The 22295-nt window shown below is 41.1% G+C and carries 16 protein-coding genes, 1 tRNA gene and 1 pseudogene; 4 read left to right on the forward strand and 14 right to left on the reverse strand.

The genetic code is table 11. The features are described from left to right. Positions 1 to 46 precede the first annotated feature (46 nt). Both ACR0QV_RS03070 and ACR0QV_RS03075 read left to right on the forward strand, forming a co-directional pair. A complete protein-coding gene (locus ACR0QV_RS03070; protein ID WP_432634507.1) occupies positions 47 to 2242 on the forward strand; it encodes an EAL domain-containing protein in 2196 nt (731 codons plus the stop codon). Positions 2243 to 2388: 146 nt separating this feature from the next. Continuing rightward, positions 2389 to 2465, forward strand: a tRNA-His gene (locus tag ACR0QV_RS03075). A 297-nt stretch (positions 2466 to 2762) separates the two neighbouring features. Here the strand turns inward: ACR0QV_RS03075 and ACR0QV_RS03080 are convergent. From ACR0QV_RS03080 to ACR0QV_RS03100, 5 genes and pseudogenes are all read right to left on the reverse strand, one after another. After that, positions 2763 to 3641 (reverse strand): recombinase family protein, encoded by an 879-nt coding sequence (locus tag ACR0QV_RS03080; protein ID WP_432634716.1) that lies wholly within the window; start codon positions 3639 to 3641, stop codon positions 2763 to 2765. After that, positions 3627 to 3932: pseudogene (locus ACR0QV_RS03085) on the reverse strand (recombinase family protein); the annotation flags it as partial. The gene ACR0QV_RS03080 and the pseudogene ACR0QV_RS03085, both read right to left, overlap by 15 nt. Before the next feature lie 24 nt (positions 3933 to 3956). Further along, positions 3957 to 4100 carry a hypothetical protein gene (locus ACR0QV_RS03090; RefSeq protein ID WP_432634508.1) on the reverse strand — a complete coding sequence of 48 codons (144 nt, stop codon included), beginning with the start codon at positions 4098 to 4100 and terminating at the stop codon, positions 3957 to 3959. Beyond that, positions 4097 to 4540 (reverse strand): DUF2924 domain-containing protein, encoded by a 444-nt coding sequence (locus ACR0QV_RS03095; RefSeq protein ID WP_432634509.1) that lies wholly within the window; start codon positions 4538 to 4540, stop codon positions 4097 to 4099. The genes ACR0QV_RS03090 and ACR0QV_RS03095 overlap by 4 nt, the downstream gene beginning before the upstream one ends. Positions 4541 to 4642: 102 nt before the next feature. After that, a complete protein-coding gene (locus tag ACR0QV_RS03100) occupies positions 4643 to 5266 on the reverse strand; it encodes a GIY-YIG nuclease family protein (protein ID WP_432634510.1) in 624 nt (207 codons plus the stop codon). A gap of 144 nt (positions 5267 to 5410) precedes the next feature. Between ACR0QV_RS03100 and ACR0QV_RS03105 the strand changes: the two genes are divergently transcribed. Next, positions 5411 to 8218 carry a zinc-ribbon domain-containing protein gene (locus ACR0QV_RS03105; protein ID WP_432634511.1) on the forward strand — a complete coding sequence of 936 codons (2808 nt, stop codon included), beginning with the start codon at positions 5411 to 5413 and terminating at the stop codon, positions 8216 to 8218. A 59-nt stretch (positions 8219 to 8277) separates the two neighbouring features. On the opposite strand, the gene ACR0QV_RS03110 is transcribed toward ACR0QV_RS03105, so the two are convergent. The 9 genes from ACR0QV_RS03110 to ACR0QV_RS03150 all read right to left on the reverse strand — a co-directional run bounded on the left by ACR0QV_RS03110 (position 8278) and on the right by ACR0QV_RS03150 (position 20474). After that, positions 8278 to 10944 (reverse strand): DEAD/DEAH box helicase, encoded by a 2667-nt coding sequence (locus ACR0QV_RS03110; RefSeq protein ID WP_432634512.1) that lies wholly within the window; start codon positions 10942 to 10944, stop codon positions 8278 to 8280. After that, positions 10937 to 11266 carry a hypothetical protein gene (locus ACR0QV_RS03115; protein WP_432634513.1) on the reverse strand — a complete coding sequence of 110 codons (330 nt, stop codon included), beginning with the start codon at positions 11264 to 11266 and terminating at the stop codon, positions 10937 to 10939. Before ACR0QV_RS03115 ends, ACR0QV_RS03110 begins: the two co-directional genes overlap by 8 nt. A gap of 11 nt (positions 11267 to 11277) precedes the next feature. Beyond that, on the reverse strand, positions 11278 to 12858 hold the full coding sequence (locus tag ACR0QV_RS03120; protein ID WP_432634514.1) for a site-specific DNA-methyltransferase: 1581 nt from the start codon (positions 12856 to 12858) through the stop codon (positions 11278 to 11280). Further along, a complete protein-coding gene (locus ACR0QV_RS03125) occupies positions 12848 to 13873 on the reverse strand; it encodes a hypothetical protein (RefSeq protein ID WP_428051908.1) in 1026 nt (341 codons plus the stop codon). Before ACR0QV_RS03125 ends, ACR0QV_RS03120 begins: the two co-directional genes overlap by 11 nt. A gap of 11 nt (positions 13874 to 13884) precedes the next feature. Beyond that, positions 13885 to 16845, reverse strand: coding sequence for an SNF2-related protein (locus ACR0QV_RS03130; protein WP_432634515.1), 2961 nt, complete (start codon positions 16843 to 16845; stop codon positions 13885 to 13887). Between the two features lie 96 nt (positions 16846 to 16941). Continuing rightward, positions 16942 to 17145, reverse strand: coding sequence for a hypothetical protein (locus ACR0QV_RS03135; RefSeq protein WP_432634516.1), 204 nt, complete (start codon positions 17143 to 17145; stop codon positions 16942 to 16944). A 120-nt stretch (positions 17146 to 17265) separates the two neighbouring features. Then, positions 17266 to 18753 (reverse strand): phage terminase large subunit, encoded by a 1488-nt coding sequence (terL, locus tag ACR0QV_RS03140; protein ID WP_432634517.1) that lies wholly within the window; start codon positions 18751 to 18753, stop codon positions 17266 to 17268. Further along, positions 18737 to 19147: a DUF5681 domain-containing protein gene (locus tag ACR0QV_RS03145; RefSeq protein WP_432634518.1), complete on the reverse strand. Its 411-nt coding sequence runs from the start codon at positions 19145 to 19147 to the stop codon at positions 18737 to 18739. Before ACR0QV_RS03145 ends, terL begins: the two co-directional genes overlap by 17 nt. After that, the gene (locus ACR0QV_RS03150; protein WP_432634519.1) at positions 19137 to 20474 is read right to left on the reverse strand and encodes a site-specific DNA-methyltransferase; all 1338 of its coding nucleotides are present in this window, start codon (positions 20472 to 20474) and stop codon (positions 19137 to 19139) included. The genes ACR0QV_RS03145 and ACR0QV_RS03150 overlap by 11 nt, the downstream gene beginning before the upstream one ends. A 566-nt stretch (positions 20475 to 21040) precedes the next feature. Between ACR0QV_RS03150 and ACR0QV_RS03155 the strand changes: the two genes are divergently transcribed. Then, the gene (locus tag ACR0QV_RS03155; protein WP_432634520.1) at positions 21041 to 22054 is read left to right on the forward strand and encodes a virulence RhuM family protein; all 1014 of its coding nucleotides are present in this window, start codon (positions 21041 to 21043) and stop codon (positions 22052 to 22054) included. The last annotated feature ends 241 nt before the right edge of the window (positions 22055 to 22295 follow it).

A 22295-nucleotide genomic window follows, 5' to 3' on the forward strand; every position in this document is an offset into this window, starting at 1 on the left:
AAGAGCCGCATCTTTTGCGGCTCTTTTTTGTGTATAGGGGACAGAAATGACAGAGTCACTTTCTTTTAAAAAAATTTCCGCAATTATTTTGCTTTGTACCGCGGTGTTATCCACAGGTATTTTTTTGTATGTAAACCAAATTGAGCGCACCTTGGAGCGCAACCGTACGATGTACTTGGAGGAAGTCGCACGCCAAACCACAGACGAAGTGGAAACCCAAGTTTTTAACGATTTAGCCCTGCTGCGCTCTATCGCTACGGCGATTGAGTCGCTATCCAAGCCGACGGCCAGCCACATTAACCGCCTGATGCAAAACGAAACCGCTATCAATAATTTCAAGCGTATGGGCTTTGTACGCCCCGACGGTATGGCAATGTTAAGTGATAATTTGTTGTTGGACTTATCCAGCGAGGAACACTTTCAAAAAGCATTGGCTGGCGAAGCAAATGTGTCCGAACGTATTACGGATGCGGCCGACGGGAAAGATATTTTGGTAGAAGCCGTACCCGCCCGTAAAAACGGAAAAATTATCGGCGTTTTGTTTGCCACGCGCTCGGTGGAGGAATTTGCCAAAGAACTAGATACGCAAAGTTTCCGCGGGGAAGGTTACTCCGCCATTGTCCGCGCCAATGGGGACAGCGTGGCCCGCGCCCTGCACAAAAATGCTATCAGCCAAGTGGAAAATATTTTTAATCTGCCCGATGACCCGCAAGGCCAACTGCCGCGCGCGCTTAAAGAGCCGATGCAAAACCGCCAAAGCGGCACCGTAAAATACACATCTGCCGAAAAAGGCGAACTGCACATTAGTTACCAACCTTTAAACATTAACGACTGGTACCTGCTGTCCGTCGTACCCACCGTACAAATGACGCGCCAAATCAATGCGCTGGTGTGGCGGCTTTTGGGCCTGTGTTTGGCCGTGGTGGCCGCGGGTCTCTGCGCGTGGGGATACTTTTATATTCAGCAAAAAAAGGCACGGCAAAAGTTATTTACGACCGCCTTTATGGACCCCGTTACCCAACGCAAAAATTTGGCCGCTATCCGCCCGGAAATGGAACAAATCTTTCGCACGCATACGAACCAATCCTATGCTATCGTGGCAATGGACGTGGGCAAGTTCCAATCGTTTAACGAACGCTACGGCTTTAAAACGGGCGATATACTCTTGAAGCATTTATCCCGTGTAATACAAGAAAGTTTAAAGCAAGATGAACTGTTTACCCGCGTGTATGCGGACCGCTTTGCAATGTTGCTGGAATACGTCTCCGAGGGCGAACTGAAAAACCGCTTGGAACTGCTGGCTGAGCAGATTTCCAACTTTCAAACCGAGGACAAAAAGACCTTTGCCCTAATGTTGGCTTTCGGCGTTTATCCTATTGAGGACCGCCGCGAATCCGCCCAAGAGATGTACAACCGCGCGTGCGTAGCCAAAAAGCGCGTAAAGGGCCGCTACGACGAGATTGTGGCCTTTTATCAAAAACGGTGGCACCAAGAACTCACCGAAGAGGCGCTGATTGAAAGCCGTATGCGCCAAGGCATTGAAAAAAAGGAATTTCGCTTTTTTGTGGAGCCTATCCGCTCCTTAAAGGACGATTCCCTTTTTGCGGCCGAAGCGGTGGCGGACTGGCCAGTACCCGAGCGCCAAGACCCGCTGGAACAGGCAGTTTTCCGCCCGGTGTTTGAAAGGAACGGCTTTATCTATCAGTATGACCGTTATCTGTTGGACGCCGCCTTGGAAACGCTTGCAGGCTGGAAAGCCCAAGGCAAAAAGTTACTGCCAATAGTAGTAAAAGTAGCGGACGAACATCTGACCGCGCCGGGCTTTGCGGAGCGTTTGGCCGCCAAAGCCAAGGAAATGGATGTAGAACCCAAATGGCTGTACTTGGAACTAACGGAAACCAAGCGGCACATTTTAAATGCACGCTTAAAAGCCGCTGGGGAAGAACTAAAACAAAAGGGATTTAATCTCACCGTGCGCTATACGGGGCTGGTGTCGCCCGCCTTTAAAGAAATGCCGATAGACGGCGTGAAAATCGGGCGGCAAATGTGGACGCAAGCCCCCGACCGCAAAAGCAATATGCTGGCGCAATCCTTGGGCCAAGTATGCCAAGAATTAGGCATTTTTCTGGCAGCAGACGATGTGGCCACCCAAGCGGATGCAGACCGTATTAAATCGCTGGGCTTTTCGTACGCGCAAGGGCCGCTCGTAGGGCCCAAGGTCAAGCCCGGGGAATTGCTGTAAGCGGCCAAGGCGTGTGAGTTGGGGACGCGGCTTTTGAGGGTAGATTATAGCGGTTTGCCCGGTAAAAGCCCTAGGCAAAACAAAGTGCAAAAGAATAATTTTGGCACACGCGCCGGAAAATTGGTATAATATAGTACCGATTTATGGTGGATGTAGCTCAGCTGGTTAGAGCGCCGGTCTGTGGAACCGGAGGTCGCGGGTTCAAATCTCGTCATCCACCCCATCTTATATCCCGCTGAACATTTGGCGGGATTTTTTAATGCCTGATTTAGGGTTTTTTCCTCTTTCGTCGTCGGTAAAAAAAGCCTAATTCCCCTGAGATATCAAATAGATAGATTTTCCTTATCCCGTCTTTTCGCCCTTTCAACTACTTTTATGTTATCTTTCTATCTATTTCCCAAAATTTAACACTAAAAACTTAATTTTCCTTTAAGAGTTGGCTAACCCGAGCCGCCGTAAGCCCCAAAGCCCGCGCACACGCGGCTTGGCTAAGGCCGTTTAGGCGCATATATTCGCGAATTTACAGGGCCAAGGGCTGCTTGTACAAGGTTTTATCTACCTTGGGCTGTTTGGTCGCTTTTCGGGCCGCCAATTCGGACCGTTTCCAAGGGCCAGAGTGTGGCTTCACATTGGCACAGAACGAAAATTCGGTTCCACTGCGCAAAACAACCGTAATTTTGCTTTCTTGATATTCATAACCTATACGGCAGATAACAGATTTAAGGGTTTCTTCTTGCTCGTATTCTGATAATTTCTCAAATAGGGTCCTGTTGATAACTCCATTTTTATCCATTTCTGCTACTAACGCTAAGTGAAATTCGCGTTGTCGTACCGTCCGTGTGGGACAAGACTTATAGCCCTCTTCTCGGCACTTCCGGCAAATGTAATAAAAATGTTTCGTATTTTTCTTTTTCCCATAAATAGGAACCATTGGGCTGCCACAGGCTTCGCAAAACAATAAACCACGCAAAATGCCAGGCGTTGCTTTCCTTACCGTTTCATACATTTTTCGTCCATTATTTAACAGTTTTTGCACCGCCTCAAAAGTTTCTATGGACACAATGCCGTCGTGCTCGCCCTCGTAAATTTTCTTTTTGTAAAGCACCTTCCCAATATACAGCGGATTATGAATAATATGATAAAGTTGCGCACGCGAAATAGGGCGTGCCGGTAAAACCCGCCCATTTTTGCATTTCCGCTCCCGAAGAACAATTCCCCGCTTTTCTAGTTGCGCAAGTACCGGGACAACACTTTTTTCTTCCAGTACGCTATTAAAAATGAATCGTACTTCTTCGGCGGTTTCTGGGTGTGGTACCAACTTATGGGCTTTTTCATCTAACTGGTACCCAAATGGAATTCCTCCGCCTAAAAACTTTCCTTTCATACGAGAGGCCGCCATTTTATCCCGCGTGCGTTCGCTAATAATTTCGCGCTCAAATTGAGCAAACGATAACAAGATATTAAGCGTTAGCCGACCCATAGAGGTTTTGGTATTAAAATTCTGCGTGACAGATACAAACGACACTTCGCGCTTATCAAAAAATTCTAGTAACTGGGAGAAATCCAGTAAAGAGCGTGATAATCTATCCACCTTGTACACGACCACGCAATTTACCTTGCCCAGTTTGATGTCCTCTATCAAGCGCTGCAAACCGGGGCGATCGGTATTCGCCCCGGTATAACCACCGTCATCATAAGAGTTTTCTAGCGCCTGCTAGCCTTCCCCACGCTGGCTTTTGATAAAAGCCATACAGGCCTCACGCTGTGCATCTAGCGAGTTGAAGTCCTGTTCCAAACCTTCGCTGGTGGATTTGCGGGTATAAACCGCACAATTCATTGGTTTTATAATGTCACTCATAAGCCAAAGAAATAATACCCGCTTAAATGCTGCCCCGTGATGGCACACGCCACGGCGGACAGGGTTTTGAAATATTTATTATTGTATTCAAAACCGTGTTCCAACACTTTGACCACAACAAGATGCCCTTTGTACTTTTTCTCCAATATAGAGCCGGGCAGCGGGATACGGATATCCCGCAGTTTTTGATTCTTATTGTTGTGTTTTTCGGCCCGTTGCTTATTTTTAGAAATTAATTGGGCCAGCGGATTAATCTGGGTGGCCACTTCTCGCAGTTTGGCTAATTCTGCGAGGGCAGATATGGGTTTGGAGGATTGTAGGTTATTCTCAGTCGGTTTAGCAGTAATCTCGACTTGAGCCTTTTTGTCTCCTTTTCCCACCTGTTGAGTCTTTGCGTCTGATTTATTTACAGCATTTAATGTCGCAGTTTTTTTCTTCATAAAAACTCCCGATAGTTAAGTTTAATGGGCTATCTTTTGCCCATCTCTATTACCGCTTACTATCGGGAGTGAAGTCAAGCAAAAACCCCACCGAAGTGGGGTTTAATAAAGTATTTTTTTCAAAGGAACGATATTGCCTTTTTTGTCTTTGGCTTTCCAAAACTGCAGGCCATTATTTGATGTTTTCCCTGTAATAAATCGGCCCGCCGCTGACGGAGATGAAAAAACATGCTTATTAAGAACCACATTTCCATTAGACAATAACTTAGCCGTGTATTTTTTGTTTTTATAAATTACCTGTAAAGGAATTGTTTTGCGAGAATGAGCCACTTGTTTGCGACCAAACAACAAGGCATCTTGTTCTTGACGATATGTATCAATACGTTTCTTAAAATCATTTTCTAAATTTACGGCTTTTCCACGCGGATGCTGACGATTTCCCTTCGGCTCACAAACTGTAACTAATAAAGATTCTAGGTCGTCAATATGCTTTTCGTTATTTACAATAAATAACGAAAATTTATCCCACTTTTTGTAGTGGCGGTCTTTCAAATGCTGACTAAGGCGACGCTTTAAATTCACGGCCTTACCGAGGTAATATAACTCATCCCCCTTGTATAAGGCATAAATACCAGGCTGTCCGGCAATTAGTTCAGTAAGAAGGAAGGAATAGTTCTCTAATGCCGAAATACCGATATTTTGCAGTTTTTTAGTTATAATGCCCATAGTTTATTGTATCATTTTCACTATACATAGGACCGATTACTTGCGGGAACAAAGTCAGCTGATATATTGTGGATTTGGATTCAAGTCAGCCGCGATTTTTAATTTTATACCTCACAGTATTTGGGATATCCCGACAATGCTATAATGAAATTATTATTAACCACTATGCCAAAGAAATATATTAGCGAAAACGCAGAATTAATGAAAGAATGGAATTGGGAACGGAATAAAGATTTGGACCCCAACCGGCTATCTATGGCTTGCGCTATTAAAGTTTGGTGGAAATGTTCTAAATGTGGTTATGAATGGCAAACAGCTATTAATAAAAGAACTTACAGAAAACATGGGTGTCTGAATTGTAGTGGCCAAGTTGCCTTTCCTGGGGTTAATGACCTCGCAACTTTATATCCAGAAGTAGCAAAAGAATGGCATCCAACTAAGAATGCCCCATTAACGCCTAGAGAAGTCAGACCGAAAAGCAATAAAAAATACTGGTGGAAATGTACCAAATGCGGACACGATTGGCAGGCAAGTGGGAGTAGCCGCATTGGGCATCAGTCAGGATGCCCTGCTTGTGCTGGACGCGTACCTAAAACAGGAATAAATGATTTATTTACCATTTGCCCCCACCTAAAACGTGAATGGGATTTTGAGAAAAATAAGCATTTAAATCCTTCGCTGCTGAGTAAAGGAAGTCATACCAAAGCCTGGTGGAAGTGCACTAAAGGTCATAACTATGAAATGACGATCCAACGAAAATCTGCTGGAGCAGGTTGTCCTTATTGCTCTTCGCACAGAGTCTTAATAGGGTTTAATGATTTTAAAACCGCGTTTCCAAATCTAGCAAAAGAATGGGATATAGAAGGGAATAACGGGAAATCGCCAGATATGTACACGGTACATAGTAATCAGAAAGTATGGTGGCTATGCCCCAAAGGGCACAAATATGAAATGGCCATTACGGCTAGGGCATCTGGTGGAAATTGCCCCTATTGTTCCAACCATAAACTTTTAGTAGGCTATAATGACTTAAAGACTCTATATCCTGAACTTGCTCTGGAATGGAATTACGAAAAAAACGGAATTCTAAAACCTACGGACATTATTCCAAAAACAAAAAAGAAAGTCTGGTGGAAGTGCTCCAAATGTAAGCACATTTGGCAAACCAGTGTTATAGAAAGAGTATATGGCTCAGGATGCCCCCAATGTTTGCCCGAAAGAAAAGAAAAAAATCGTAGGCAAAAAATACAACAACAAGGAATGGGAATAAAGGATCCAACCCTGCTACAAGAATGGGATTATGAGAAAAATAAAAATCTTAGGCCCAAAGAGTGTTCTACCCACAGCAATAAAAAGGTTTGGTGGATATGTCCGGCAGGCCATAATTATCAGGCCACTATAGATAAAAAATCTTCTGGCCAAGGTTGCCCTATTTGCTCCAATCATCAACTTTTAATTGGGTTTAATGATTTACAGACCCGTTTCCCAAACATAGCCAAGGAATGGAATTTTGAGAAAAATGAGAATTTAACGCCATCTCAAGTTATTGCAACAAGTACAAAAAAAGTATGGTGGATCTGTTCTGTTTGTCATAGTGAATGGCAAACTAAAATTTTATTTAGGACAAAGAAAGGAACAGGCTGCCCTGTATGCGGTGCAAAAAAGCGCGCAGAAAGCCACAGAGTTTCCTTTATCCAAAAAAATGGCTGCATTACCGAACCATTGTTGTTAAAAGAATGGAATTTTGAAAAAAATTATCCACTTCAACCCCAGGATTTTCCACCATCTAGTAACAAATTTGCTTGGTGGACTTGCTCCAAATGCGGATATGAGTGGAAGGCAAAAATTGCTAATAGACGTTTTTTGAAAAGAGGTTGTCCTTGTTGTGCTAATCACATAGCAGTTAAGGGGAAAAATGATTTGGCAACCACCCATCCTCAACTTGCCAAAGAGTGGCATCCTACTAAAAACACCTTACGGCCCGATATGGTAGTTTATGGAACAGCTAAAAAGGTTTGGTGGATTTGCCCTAAAGGACATGAATACCAGGCTACTATCTCACACCGTGCACACGGGACAAATTGTCCAGTTTGTAATAGCGGAAGGCAAACCTCTTTTGCGGAACAGGCTGTTTTCTATTATGTTCGGAAAATATTTCCCGATGCAATTAACCGCTACAAAGATATTTTTTCAAACGGAATGGAATTAGATATTTATATTCCATCTATTAAAATCGCTATAGAATACGATGGCATATTTTATCATAAACGGGAAAAATTACAACGTGAAATGAAAAAATATGAAATTTGTAAAAAACATCACATTAAGCTCCTGCGCCTTAAAGAAGCGGATATTACACAAGATAAGGAACAATGCCAAACAGCTGATCGCGTTTTTCATGTTCCTGGTTTAGGAGATACAAAAAAAGCCTTGGATAAAGCCATCCGCCTTTTATTGGCTAATATCACAGCAGAAACGGCCCTATTTCCCTCTTACGTCTATGCACCAATGGACATAAATACCGAACGAGACAAATATGACATTAGGTCATATTTGACAGAACACTTAAAAAATTCCCTAACTTATTTGCGCCCAGATTTGTCCAAGGAGTGGCACCCTACTAAAAACGGCCATTTTAAACCAAGTATGGTTTCTTTACATTCAAACAGAAAAGCCTGGTGGGTCTGTCCCACCTGCGGTAATGAATACGAGACAAGTGTTAGCCACCGGGTAAATGGTACTGGCTGCCCTAAATGTGGAATAGAAAAATCTACACAGGCCAAGCGCAAAGCCGTTGAAATGCTAGATATTAACACAAATGAGGTAATTAGAGGATTTATTTCAATTTCCGATGCGGGAAGGAAGATGCACATCAATTCGTCCAATATAAGTATGGTTTGCAAGGGTCTACGCCCTAATGCGGGTGGATATAAGTGGCGTTATAAAGCCTAATTCGTAATACTCTTTCTCATCAAAAGCCCCGCGCGTAAGCCCGAGGCTGATATGTTTCTTTAATTTTTAAATCTCTCAAAATAGGCAAAATCCTTGTTTAAGGCGACCTCCGTATGAGGGATTAACAAATAAGTCCATAATTTTTCATTGTTTTTAGCCAAAACTGCATTAACGGCCTGCACCCATTTTCGGGCAGCTTTGGCTTTTTCCTGCACTTCGGTTGTTGCTAGTTGGTCTGCCCGTTTTAATTCAACTAAAAAAAGTCCCTGGGCAGTTTCCACTACAAAATCTGGGACATACTTATCTGCTCCATTATTCCAGTAAATATCAAATTGTCTATCTGCCGGGCGCAACCATTTGTTCACAGTTATGTCCTGCTCCAAAATTGCCGCAAAAGTTTTCTCCGTATCGGAATCAAATTTATAGATATCATGCAAAGCCTTTTTAAAACCAGTAAAAACCTTACTGGGTATAGAATTTTTAGGCTCAATCGTATCCATATAGTTGTATATTTTATCCTGTTTCACTTTTTCAAAGTTATGAGGATAAATTCTTTCAAAAGGATGAACTTCGGCTGCGGCAAAATCTGGCTGTACGTAATGAGAGTGTTGCTTCATTTGGGCAAAAATAAACTCTGCTATTTGTTTTCTGTAAGCAATTACCGTATTACGGACTTTTTGTTCATCCATATAGGTGCGCATTTTTTCTACTGCCGTATGTGCCCATTTATAAAGCAAGTCAGCGTAATCATCGTAAGCAATTTCCGGCACATCGCACAAGGCTCCCAGTAAAACATTTTCCGGCTTTTCCTCCGTAATCTGCCCTGATACTTGCCCTTGAACTAAACTTATCCCGCCATCCGCTAATGATTTTAATAAGATATCTTGGTCAGGTTCGGTATAAGTTAAATTAGTGGTATCCAACTCAAAATCTTCAAATTGCAAGTGTCCGTCTCTTCCCGGTTGCACAACTAAACGGGGTATAGGAATAATTCCTTTGGCATATTGATCTACAATTTCGGAAAAATGGGAATCAATTTCAGCAATTTGGTCCGCAGCATACAAACTTGTTGCTTCCAAATGCTTTTTTAATTTCTCTTTGGCCATTTCTTGCACTTCACGGAAATTTAATTCGCCCAAAGTTTTCACTTCTTTTCCCATTTCAGGTAACACCGTATTTTGTAGGAGGCGAACGGTACTTTTGGCTGTTTCAGTTGGCGGTTCCCACATCGGGGAAGAATTTTGCTCCGCTAGTTTCGTAGGGGCCAAAACCAATACCGTTTTCCCTTCTATAATCTCTTTTTGAGGAGCATTTAAATCTTCATCCGACAATTCAATAATATGCTCTTTCTTAATAATACTTCCGGGACGATTCGCCTCTTCAATTAACGCATTAAATTTGTCGTGCGCCACAATAGCCAGCCTATCCACCGCTTCATCGTGCATTATTCGGCCATATGGCAAACGTAAACCGCGTCCAATAGTTTGTTCTGTCAAAGTTTCGGAAGCCGAGGCACGCAAGGGAACAATAGTATAAAGATTCGTTACGTCCCACCCCTCTTTAAGCATATTTACGTGAATAACAATTTCTATCTTGTTTAACGGATTCTCCAAAGAAAGTAACTGGGCAATATTTTCTTCTCTTTCTGTTCCTTTTTGGGCAGAGTGGATTTCTAACACTTTATCCTTATAATGCCCACCATAAAAATCCTCTTGCTGAATCATTGCTTTTATTTTTCCGGCGTGTTCGGTATCTTTGGTAATGATAAGCACAAAAGGCTTTACAATAGGCAAATTATGGTTTCGGGCAAATTTTTCCAGTTCCAAGTGTGTATTTTGGTGGACCCGAATTCCATCCATTACCTTCATTCGGTCTATTTCTTCCGGCGTATAATCTTTGGGGTTAAAATTCTTACGCGTAGCCACATAAGGCTTTTTTACAAAGCCGTCTTGTATAGCGCGAGCCAAGGAATACTCATACACTACATTTTTGAAAGGCACCGCTTTGCTACCCTTTTGCACCTGCGGGGTGGCCGTAACTTCTAACCCCAACACTGGGTTAAGTTCGGTAATCACCTGCATCGCACGTTTGGCACGGTAATGGTGGCTCTCATCCATGAGTAGCACCAGCCGCTCACGAGAAGCCAAATAATCAAAATAACTCTGCCCCAGATATTCCGATAACCGTTTAATAAGAGGCTTATCGCCGTTCCGTTCATCTGCATTAATTTTGGAAATATTAAAAATGTTAATCCGTACGCTGGCTTGTGCTAACTGATACTCCGTCATTTCACGGTAAGTATCCCCGGTAATAACGAGGGGATAATTGGTAGCAAAGTCAGAAATACCCTTAAATACATATTTAGGGTTTGAAAGATTGGAAAAGTCATCAATTAATTTATTATAAATGGTCAGATTGGGAGCTAAAATAAAAAAATCATTTAGCCGGTAGGTTTTGTATAAATAAACAATAAAGGCCCCCATAAGGCGCGTTTTGCCCACCCCTGTGGCCAATGCAAAGCAGATATTTGGAAAATTGCGCTCAAAATCCTTAAAAGTGGGGTATTTGCCCTTAATTTTGGCAATTTCCTCTTGCAAATCATTTTGTTTGGTTAAAGGCAATAGCGTGCAAATATCCGCCAAGATATTTAATGCTTCTTCCTGCGGTTTACGCAAGGAAAGTCTATTTTTAATATACAAAGCCGTTTGGTTCATAAAATTACTCATCAAAAACTTCTAAAGAATTTTTTAATCTCATTTGAAATATTTTAACTTTTTGTTTTTGTTGTTCATTTAATTGACACAATGCAAAAATATCATTAAATCTATCCTTGTTTTCTTTCAAAAAATCAATAAACGGCTTTTGTCCGTTATTAGATACCATTTCTCTTAACAAATAAGTTCTTTTCATTAATTCATTCTTATTGGCATCAGTTTCTATCGTATTTAAATTGTCCAACAACCAATTTACGATATCTAAATAAATAGTTTTTTGCGGTAATTGCAATTTGGAATAATCACACTTCAAATAATTCAAATCGCCTTCCATACAATCTCCTTTTACTCTTCCTCGTCTTCCACCGCGGGCGGATTGATAATGTTTAGGTTGTAATTATCTTTGCCAAACTCACAGCGGCCTAAAATAGCAGCAGGGATTTTTTTAATGGATATATTGGGGAAAACTCCTTCCAATCCTTTGTCAAAACTCTTGCAACAAATAAGCAAACTTTCGCCGTCTTTCATATCGGCTGAAATGGCTGACAAAGCCTGCTCTCCCACATGGCTGGTGGTAGTGTAGATATAATCATTTTCGCTACTTTTGCCTTGTTTCCAAAATTGGTCTTGGTCTGGGGCGTATAAAAACCCTTCGTGCTTGGCCATGGCGGCGGCAAGCATATCAGCATTGTATTCTTTGGATATTACATATTGGCCGTATTTGTCTTTGTTGAGCAAGCTAGGAGCTAAATAGTAGTATTTGAAACCGCCACCGCCTTTCCAACCGACGGCCTTAGAAATACCACCTTGGTCCGTACCGTCAATAACTTTTTGCAAGCGTGGGATACAATGGGTATGGCAATGCTCACCGAGTTCAATGCCGATGTATTTACGACCCATTTTATGCGCCACAGCCGCCGTTGTACCCGAACCTAAGAAGGAATCTAAAACGAGGTCTTCTTTGTTAGAACCGAGCGTTAACACCCGTTCAATTAAGCGTTCCGGCTTAGGAGTATCAAAGGGATTTTTACTTTGAGGAAATAATGCTTTAACCTCTCTTTTGGCTTCTTGGTTATCTCCAATTTCATCTCTAAACCAAAGCGTCATTGCCACAACACCTTGTCTGACTTCCGACAAGAAGCGTTTTAAACGAGGGGTATTATTACCATCAGCGCCAAACCATATGCGATTATCCTTTCTCATCTCTTCAAATCGTTCTTTTGTAAATACCCAACAACGCCCTGCAGGTGGTCGAACAATTCGGCCTGTGGGTGTCATTATGTCATATATCTTTTCCTGAATAACGGGCCCAACAGTTAAGTTGTCTGATTGCCAAGGGCCTCTAATGTCATTATCAGGGTTTTTATAAAGAGAATCTTGTGAAGAAGTTCTTGGCAATTTATTTAATTCATATTTATCTGTTTTATTTTTTGCGTACACCAAAATAATATCATGACTACGAGATAAGGTCTTTTTGAGGTTAATGGGAGCATAAGATCTTTGCCATACCACTTCATCAATGAAATTCTTACGTCCAAAAATCTCATCACACAACACTTTAAGATAGTGACTTTCATCTGCATCAATAGAAATCCAAATACTGCCATCATCCGTCAGTAAATTTTTAAGGATTTCCAAACGCGGTTTCATGAGAGAAAGCCAAGTGGAATGTTCCAAATTGTCGTCATAGTGTTCAAAAGCGGAGCCAGTGTTGTATGGTGGGTCAATATAAATACACTTCACTTTGCCAGCATATTCTTGCTCCAATGCTTTTAAGGCAAGCAAATTATCCCCATAAATAAGCATATTACCCGTGTTTTTATCGCCATAATCTTTTGTTTCATCATGTATCAAAATCCTTGGCTCCACCTTAATAGGAGTATCCTTCCCAATCCACGTCAGTTCCAACTTCTGTTTACTTGTCATCGCTCTTGTCCTTTATAGCTTCTTTAAAATTATATTTGGGGAATAGTTCATCATCCCCTGCGACAAAGGAATCTTCCTTTGGCAGATATTGTTTTAAATTATCAGGAATTGGTTTAATTTGATGGTTCTGATATTGGAACACATTAATTACGCTCTTCCTTGTTACTTTTATTTTACCATCTTTATCCTGCTTTCTTTTAAATTCAAACAAACCAATTAATAAATCATCCTTTTTGCTAGTCTTCGCAGGATAGAATCCAGCTAAAAATTGGCTTCTAAAATTATGATCTTTGAGGTAAAAATTAAGATTTTCATCTGTTTCCCAATCGCTAGCACGCCAAACCTTATCTTCATTTACTATCACGGGGGCTTCTACCCTAACTTTACGTATTTCATGGATAGAAGGGATATTGGTATCATTCAAATCTTCTATATAATTCACAAAATCTTTTCTTTCCACAGAATACAACAAAGGTTTCCCTTGTGTTTTTTTGATTTCAATTTCATGTTTCTGAATGTTTGAATCCGTCAAAAGTCCTTTGTAAAATTTGTTTTTGCGCTTTTTTATGATATCTCCGCAGGCTTTTTTCAGTTGGCTTCCATCTACAATTATTGGATCTTCTGGATTCTTAGCATTGTGCTCTTGGATTTGCTTTTGCATTCCAGTGTAAATATCAATGCAGGTAGCGATTCGATCCGCCGTTGTTGCCTTCCGCGCATCGGCATAACTCATTTGCATAAATAGTGCTGCAATAGATACAATGGCGGTAAGCATAGAACTGGTTACAGCAATAGGAGTTTTGTTAAATTCTTTTTTTACATTTCTAAAAGAAATCCTATCTAGAAAACTCCCTTTTTGTGAAGGTAAATATTCAATTGCAAATTCTAAACCGGGATATAAGGCCGTGGCAATATCGGATAAAAGTTGCGCATAACTGCTAGAGCACTCATCCCGTGTAGCCGCTAATATCGCGTATCCTTGACCATAATAATGTAAGTCTGTTTCAATATCCATATATTACCCTCCTATAACACTTTCCATCCAATAGTAAAAAGAACTTCTTCTGTTACCTTACAATGCAACCGTTGCTCTAAATTATTCAATAAATCATCCTTTTTAGCAGAAATAGCATCTTGTTCATCAAAAAGGCGGGCGCGTTTTTTACGCCGCAAATCCTCTTTTTCCTTTTGCAATTTACCAAGTTCCAGTTTTTTAGCCAAAATAGATTCCTCACGCGATTGCTTTTTGATGGTTTTTATTTCCCTATCCAAGTCTTTTATTTCGCGTTCCAAATCGTTTTTTAAATCCTCTGCCCATTGGTCTAATTTGTCCATTTCTGCATCAAAGTATTGGGCGTTTTCTTCGGAAATTTGATTTAATAATTTTGCCTTTTGTTCCGCATACAACGAAAGCAAGGCCTTATGCGTGGCATTATCTATCTGTATGGGCTCCGCTACTGTTGCTGGCACCGAAAGTAATTTTTGGGCATATTCAGCCGTTAATGGGGTTCCATCAGCCTTTTCCATAGAAAAAAGTAAAAATTCACTTTCTTCTAATGCAGAAACCTTAATTTTGCTTACTTGCAAATAACCTATCTGCCCTTGCAGGCCCCTCACCATAGCAATATTTTTTCCACTATGAGAGTAATCAAAGGTTAATAAATGCTCTTGGCTGGGCAATTCTTCTGCATATTTAAGTAATGCCTGCACCATTGGTAAATTGAAGTGTAATGGACGAGTAGCAACGAGAGATTTCTTCAAACTATATGTTCCGTTCCAATTCTCTTGCCAAAACGGTAGATTGGGCTGCCTAATAGATAAAGTTTGGGTATTAGTATCATACTTACAGTTTTGCCCCAACACTAATTGCATAAAGGTAATCAAATATTGCTCATACTGGTCCAACTCATCCATTGCTTTACCCAACCCTTTAATGCGTCGTTGGACATCTTCATCAAAATTATCAAAAATTTTGCTTTTTGCTTGATTATTGACCTTAGCAATAGTATCGCTTAGTTTATTTTGTAATTCGTCAAAAGCCGCTTGAATTGCAGTTTCTGTACGGCAATTTTGAAAAATTTGGCTAATGGACTTTTCTATATCCACTCCACTTTCCAATGCCCCCAAAACAGGATCGGACGAGCCAAATACGCCATCAAATAAGTTGAGTTTCTCTCCCAGTAACTCCAATACCCGTTGATCGGCCGCGTTTGCGGTATTTAAGAAATTGATTACCACCACATCATATTTTTGTCCGTAGCGGTGGCAGCGCCCAATGCGCTGTTCTACCCGTTGTGGGTTCCAAGGCAAATCATAATTTACCACCACATTGCAAAATTGCATATTCAGGCCTTCCGCCCCGGATTCCGTAGCGAGCAAAATTTCTGCGCGGTCTCTAAATTCTTCCAAAATTGCCGCGCGCACATCTGCCGCGACTATGCCCGAAACTTTACCATCTGATTTATGCCGTTCCTTCCAGGCGGCTAAAATAGACTTACTATCCGCGTCAGTATTGGTCCCATTTAACGTAATTGTTTTAGCCCCATAGGGGGTTTTATCTAGTAAATTTTTTAAATATTGTTGTGTGCGACGGCTTTCTGTAAAAACCAATACTTTGCGTGGAGAATGTAAGTGCGAGGCTTCTTTAAAAGCAGTTTCTATTCCTTGTAAAAGGGCATTTCCTTTGGCGTTTTCGGTAATACTCTGTGCCAAATTGCGATAATCTTCCAACTGATTAATTTCAGCTGAAATTTTCTTATTAAAATATTCCTTCTCCTTAAAAGTGAGGACTTTATCTTTGGGAGGGAAAGGGTAAATACAAGTCGTTTGGTTATTATCCGGCTCGTTCCAATCGTCCTCTAATTCCTCTAATTCTTCAAAATCATCGCTCAAATTAACATCCGGTTCGGGGTATTGCGTTTGCCTGACTTTTTTCAGACGTTCTATTAATTTTTCTAAGGTATCAGCAATAGCAAACGAAGATGATGCTAAAATTTTGCGAATAACCAATACTAAAAGCGCGTTATTTGACGAGGAAACCCCGAAAGAAGGGGTGCGTAAATACTCGGATACTTTTTCGTATAAATCTAATTCGTCTTTAGACGGAGTAAAATTAATAGTATGAGAAGTGCGATTGGTATATTTTACATACTGCTGCACCTGCCTACGAAGAGTGCGATGCGCAACGGGAGCAATCCTTTTGCGAATTTCAGTAAACAAATGCTCCGCCCGAATCTCCGCTGCTGTTTTATTAGAATCTGTATTTGCAAATATACTTTCCGAATCAAAAGAATCTGAGTGTTGGATAAACTGAGCCTTGAAGGATTCCAAATTGCCAAAAATTCGGTTATCCACAAAACTCACAAGTCCGTAAAGTTCCAATAACGAATTTTGCAACGGAGTTGCCGTTAGAAGCAATTTCTTAGATTGTGCCGTGGACCTCTGAATAGAACGGGCAATTTTATTATCACTACGATACACATTACGCAAACGGTGGGCTTCATCGATAACAACTAGGTCCCAATTTACAGCCGCAATTTCGTCTTCCATACGACGAGCATATTGATAAGAACAAATTATCACGCGTTCTTTCTGATCAAAAGGAAAAATATTTCCTTCCTTTTTTGCTGTTTTATAGGTTTTACTATCTAATAAAACGGAATCTATAAAAAATTTTTCAGCCAGTTCCCCTTGCCATTGTTTGCGAATAGAAGCGGGCGTAATGCAAAGGATTTTCCGTTTATTTTCAGCCCATAATTGGCTTATTACCAACCCCGCTTCAATTGTTTTTCCTAAACCTACTTCATCTGCCAGGATTGCCCCTTGGGAAAGTGGGTTTTGAAAAGCAAACAGAGCGGCATCAATTTGGTGCGGAGTTAAATCTATCGTTGAATTGAGGACAGACCGCCCCAATTTGCTAGCGGAATTAGCAGGATTTTTTAATGTTAGCAGATTGGCTAAATACTTAATTTGAGCAAAAGATTTCACGTCTAAAACTTCCTCATTAAAATAGGTTATGGTATTTTTGTATTTTACTATACAAAAGCGCTTTTTACAATAAAATTTTCCGCACCCTTTTTTATTTTACTTCCTATGCACTAGAACCATTGTTTCGTATATGTTTTTTATGTGTTCGGCGGTGGTGGATATACCGTAAAGACTACCCATTATTTGGTTCAAAGATTTTTCTTTTGCGCCGTCTTGGGCGGAGGCTATTTGCTCCTGCAAATCCGCGGCCAATTCCGCTAATAATTGTAAATGATTTGTTAGTATTGTTAATTTATCCATAATTTTTTGCTCCTTTTCTAGGCGGAGCGCCTGTCTGGCTCCGCACTTAGAGTACGCCTTACTAAGGGGGCCAAGTCAAGTGCCCCGGGCTTTTGCCCGGGGAATACTGTACGGTGTCAACTAAATAAAATCAAAGCGTTTTTTAGCCTTAAAATTAAGAAGTTGTGTCAAAGCATCTACTTGGTCATCGTGCTTTGTATTGGGGAAGCCTAAAACTTCGTGCCTAAAATCATCAAACCACTGTTCCTCGGTATCCGGCAATAGGCAATCTCCCTGCTCTAATAAAGGTGTAATATTTAGGCAACGCGTCTTTTTGTCCTCCGTGGGGTGTATAAAATCCACCTTATATCCTAATGGTTTAAGGGCCTGCTGAAAGCCTACTCCACACCCGACATCTTCTACTAGCACCCTAGTTTCCAGCATTTTACCAGGGTACATTATTAACTTGCCCAAGCGTTCCTTCTGCTGGGACATATACTCTTTGGCTGCTTTTACCAAATCCGGCAGTTCCAGTTTCCAACGCTTGATATCTAGTATGTAATACTTATTATGGGAACGCATCGCACAAACACATACACTATAATCATTTGCCACTCCTGTTTTGGTGGCAATATCCCAACTAAACACCAACTGCCAAAGTTCTATTTGCCCCAAACAATGCTTATGGGTTATTTCCTTTAAGTTATAACGGGCAAACCACTCCCAATGAATGATATTTCCTCCTTGGGCCAAAGGGTCCTGTTGGCATTGGCACGCAAAGGCCATTGTGCCCAAAGATTGTTTGGTTTCTTCAATCCTATCCATCCCTTCTCGCACCGGATGTAGCGGTTCGCCCACTTTACGGGTATAATGATGCGTAATGACCTTCTCCCCAAGATATTTGTTCCATTGCCAATGTTCTTCGCGTACCGCAACCAGAGGCATTACTATCTGCTTAAACCCGGCTTTGCTCTCCAATAAATAGCCGGTTAAGTCCTGTTCGTGCGTGCGCTGCATAATAAGCAGGATTTTGCCCTTATTTTTATCATTTAGGCGACTATACAGCGTATTGCCGTACCACTCGTTTACTTTATTACGTAGTAAATCCGAATTGGCATCTGCTGGTTTAATCGGGTCATCAATAATCAGCCAATTACCACCCCGCCCCGTTAGCGTTCCACCCACCGTTGTAGAATAGCGCCCACCACCTTGAGTGGTTTCAAAATCCATCAGTTCGCGGCGATTGGAGGCTAAACGAGTTCCCGGAAACGCCCGCTTATACCAAGGCGTTTCCAAAACACGCCGGCAGTCGGCCGCCAGTTTTTTGGCTAGTTCATCGGCATAACTTACGCATACAACCGTTTCTTTGGGGAATTTCCCCAATATATAGGCAGGAAGCGCTACAGAGCAAATAATGGACTTCATATACCGGGGCGGAATATTAATAATTAGGCGGGTGTTTTCCCCATACAGCATTTTTCCTAATTCCGCACAAATCACATCTATATGCCAATTATCTAGGTATTTCGTCTGCGGACTAACTTCGGCAAATACTTTCCTAACAAACATCTTAAAGTCGTGCCGCAAGAAAGCATCAAAGCGTTGGGTTTCTTTATTTTGTTGTATCATTGGCCTGCCCTTCCGTGTACTCCTTAATGGTTTCTTCTAATAAGGTTCTATCATCTTGTCGCAATACCTCTACTCGCTGCGCGATTTCTTCCTTCAGCCTCTCATTTTTTTCAAAATAGTCCAGCATTGTTTTTTGTGCTTTTGCATTGCCATTGAGCGCATCCATTCCTGTTTTACGAAGGATGGCTTCCGGCACCGGAATACTTTTCTGTTTCCCATTGTGTACGATGCGCACACGCTCATTTTGCAGTTTTTCAACTGCTGTAAATAGGTTTGTGCTTCCCTTAGGGCGGCCCTTTTTATTACCGCTATATCCCGGCTTAAATTGTGTATGTTTGGGCGGTTTTCCGTACCCTACTTCATAATTGCTATTTACTGTATTATTATTTTCCATATTCAATTCCTCCTCTTTTCTTCTCTAAAAGTAATTCTTGATAAGTCTTCCCTGTGGATAGGTGTACGGCATTATGTCCCTTTCCTAGGCTTTCATAGCGCCTAATGGCCGTATCTATATACCGTGGCTCTAACTCTGCCCCATAACAAATACGCCCGGATTTTTCTGCGGCAATTAAGGTACTGCCAGAACCCAAAAAGGTATCTAGTATTATTCCTCCCCGGTTAGAGGCGTCCAATATGGCATCTTTTATCATTTCAACCGGTTTTACAGTAGGGTGCATAGCCCGCTTTTCGGCATTTTCTTCACTAGGTGTATTTACACTGGGATAGCACCACACATTGGTGCGATATCTGCCGTGTACCCCTAGTTCCACATTGTTAATATGTGGCTCCTTGCCGTGTTTGAACATAAAGATAAGTTCGTGCTGGGAACGATAAAAACTACCCATACCGGCGTTATCTTTCCGCCATACGCATAGATTTTTGAATTGGTCATATACTTCAGCAGCCATTATAATTTCTTTAATATGGCGCCAGTCCATACAAATATAGTGCAAAGAACCGTCTTTACTACACTCACAGAGTCGCTCAAAAGCAGTTTGCAAAAACTGAGTAAACTCATCAGAAGTCATTTCCCCTGAGGCAAATTTAAATTCTTGATGTTGTACATTTCCTGCCCCGCAAACGTGTCCGTTTATTTTCACGTTATATGGTGGGTCTGTAAATACCATATCGGCTTTTTTATCTTCCATTAAGACAGATAATGTTTCCTTTTTAAGGGAATTTCCGCAAATTAGCCGGTGTTTGCCTAGTTGCCAAATATCGCCCTCTTGGCTGACAATTTCATTATCCGGTATGAAAGGGATATTATTTGCCTTCGGGTCTATTTTTGTTTCTCTCCCCTCTAAAATAAGGTCAATATCTCCCATATCATATCCCGTAATGGTAAGGGGCATATCTAACTTTAATTCGTCTAAAGCCTTAAACTCCATTTGCAATAGTTCTATGCTCCAAGTGCCCAATTCGGCCAGTTTGTTATCTGCAATACGATAGGCACGCTTTTGCGCCTCGGACAAATGGCCCAAGCGTATAACGGGTACTTCTTCCATATGGGCCAGTTGTGCCGCCTTTAATCGGGCGTGCCCAGCGATTATTTGCCCCTTTTCGTCCACTAAAATAGGATTAATGAACCCAAACGATTCAATAGAGCGTTGGATTTTGATAATTTGCTTGGAATCGTGTTGGCGGGGATTATTGGGATACTCTGCCAAAGTATCCAAGGGTATATAGACGACCGAGAGGTCGCTTGGTTTGTTTTGCTTCATACTACCTCATTAATTTGAATTTGAAGCGGTTTGCTTCAGGTTTTTATACCAGTTGTCCTTGGTTTGTACGGCAGATCGGAGTCCCCGTTCAGGCTGGGGTTAGCCTAGCAGAGTATTCTACCCCTATGCTGGGGGTGCTAGTAGGGTCCAAGAAATTGGCTCCTCCTGTTTCGCCATTAACAGACCCTGGGGAGCAGTTCTACGTGCTCAATTAGGTAGTTATGTTAGCACAAAATTAGCAGATAAGTCAAATGAGTGCTATTTATTTATTATAATAAATAGTATTGAAAAAATAAGGATTTTTACACTTTTACGACTAAAAACTATTAAAAAAATCGCGCTCTAAGGCCTTTTATGCAAGCACTTAAAAATTAGGCTTCAAAAAACACATTTTTTAACAAAATTTCTGGTCTTATGACAAAAAAGGAACAGCAGCAAGAACCCGGAAATACTAACGCTTGGAAAATAGTAATTTTACCTGCGCCCTGGGTTGCTATATTCAAATCCATGTCAATGACGTGCCCAATTATGGTAACATAAATAAAAGGATTTTTCGAGATTTAACTATGCCCAAAGATACTGACATTATCATTTATCAAACCGAAGATGGAAAAACCAAGATAGAAGTTACCTTGGCCGATGAAACTGTATGGCTGACCCAAGCTCAACTGGTAGAGTTATTTCAGTCAAGCAAAGCTAATATTAGTGAGCATATTAAGCATATTTTTGAAGAAGGAGAGTTGGATGAAACGGCAACTGTTCGGAAATTCCGAACAGTTCAAAAAGAGGGCGCTAGACAAATCGAGCGCGAAGTTACTTATTACAATTTGGATGTAATCTTAGCCGTAGGTTATAGGGTGCGGACCGGGCGAGGCACACAATTTCGTATATGGGCTACCCAAGTATTGCGGGAATATCTTGTTAAAGGGTTCGCATTAAACGATGATTTCCTAAAAAATATGGGCGGTGGAAAATATTGGCAAGAGCTTTTGGCCCGTATCCGTGATATCCGCACATCAGAAAAGGTTTTTTACCGCCAAATCTTAGATATTTATGCTACTAGCGTAGATTATGACCCACACTCTACGTTGACTCAAGAATTTTTCCGCGTAGTTCAAAATAAAATGCATTTTGCAGCTCACGGGCATACTGCTGCCGAGATTGAATATTTGCGGGCAGATTCTGAAAAAGATTTTATGGGGCTGACATCCTTTCAGGGTGGGAAACCGCGCAAAGATGAAGTATTGGTGGCTAAAAATTATTTAACAGCTGACGAGTTAAATATTTTAAATCGTATAACAACTGCTTATTTAGAGTTTGCTGAGTTGCAAGCCTTACGACATCACCACATGTATATGAAGGACTGGATAGCGAAACTGGATGATTTTATCAAAATGTCTGGTAGTGAATTATTGCAGCATCCTGGCAAAATAAGTAAGTTGGAAGCAGATAATAAAGCATTAGCGGAGTATGCCAAGTATAAAGAACGCACGAAAACACAATTATCTGCTGTAGAAAAAGATTTCTTGGAAAACTTGGGTAAAATCCAAAAAAAACTGACCCAAAAGAAAAAGAAATAGTTTTTTAGTATGGCTGTATCCCTTAATCCGAAACGGCTCTGGATGGAGTAAACACAACTTTTGGAACCTCTATAAAGATTTAACCGATCAACTGGGTACTGTATTATAACGGGAGATATGATATTGTGCTGGTTGGCAAGCAAGATAAAGGGCAGCAAGTTGAAATCTTAGTAGAAAACCTTTATACTGCATTTGAGAGAAATTTATGACATATTTAACAGCTAAATTAACCCGTATCGCG

Origin of the sequence: Candidatus Avelusimicrobium sp., from assembly GCF_050873505.1 — a bacterium.
GTDB lineage: Bacteria > Elusimicrobiota > Elusimicrobia > Elusimicrobiales > Elusimicrobiaceae > Avelusimicrobium.

What these genes read in the sequence shown, in the direction of transcription:
- ACR0QV_RS03070 (WP_432634507.1), top strand. Translation starts at nt 47, where the DNA reads ATGACAGAGTCACTTTCTTTTAAAAAAATTTCCGCAATTATTTTGCTT.
- ACR0QV_RS03080 (WP_432634716.1), bottom strand. Translation starts at nt 3,641, where the DNA reads ATGGCGGCCTCTCGTATGAAAGGAAAGTTTTTAGGCGGAGGAATTCCA.
- ACR0QV_RS03090 (WP_432634508.1), bottom strand. Translation starts at nt 4,100, where the DNA reads ATGAGTGACATTATAAAACCAATGAATTGTGCGGTTTATACCCGCAAA.
- ACR0QV_RS03095 (WP_432634509.1), bottom strand. Translation starts at nt 4,540, where the DNA reads ATGAAGAAAAAAACTGCGACATTAAATGCTGTAAATAAATCAGACGCA.
- ACR0QV_RS03100 (WP_432634510.1), bottom strand. Translation starts at nt 5,266, where the DNA reads ATGGGCATTATAACTAAAAAACTGCAAAATATCGGTATTTCGGCATTA.
- ACR0QV_RS03105 (WP_432634511.1), top strand. Translation starts at nt 5,411, where the DNA reads ATGAAATTATTATTAACCACTATGCCAAAGAAATATATTAGCGAAAAC.
- ACR0QV_RS03110 (WP_432634512.1), bottom strand. Translation starts at nt 10,944, where the DNA reads ATGAGTAATTTTATGAACCAAACGGCTTTGTATATTAAAAATAGACTT.
- ACR0QV_RS03115 (WP_432634513.1), bottom strand. Translation starts at nt 11,266, where the DNA reads ATGGAAGGCGATTTGAATTATTTGAAGTGTGATTATTCCAAATTGCAA.
- ACR0QV_RS03120 (WP_432634514.1), bottom strand. Translation starts at nt 12,858, where the DNA reads ATGACAAGTAAACAGAAGTTGGAACTGACGTGGATTGGGAAGGATACT.
- ACR0QV_RS03125 (WP_428051908.1), bottom strand. Translation starts at nt 13,873, where the DNA reads ATGGATATTGAAACAGACTTACATTATTATGGTCAAGGATACGCGATA.
- ACR0QV_RS03135 (WP_432634516.1), bottom strand. Translation starts at nt 17,145, where the DNA reads ATGGATAAATTAACAATACTAACAAATCATTTACAATTATTAGCGGAA.
- terL (WP_432634517.1), bottom strand. Translation starts at nt 18,753, where the DNA reads ATGATACAACAAAATAAAGAAACCCAACGCTTTGATGCTTTCTTGCGG.
- ACR0QV_RS03145 (WP_432634518.1), bottom strand. Translation starts at nt 19,147, where the DNA reads ATGGAAAATAATAATACAGTAAATAGCAATTATGAAGTAGGGTACGGA.
- ACR0QV_RS03150 (WP_432634519.1), bottom strand. Translation starts at nt 20,474, where the DNA reads ATGAAGCAAAACAAACCAAGCGACCTCTCGGTCGTCTATATACCCTTG.
- ACR0QV_RS03155 (WP_432634520.1), top strand. Translation starts at nt 21,041, where the DNA reads ATGCCCAAAGATACTGACATTATCATTTATCAAACCGAAGATGGAAAA.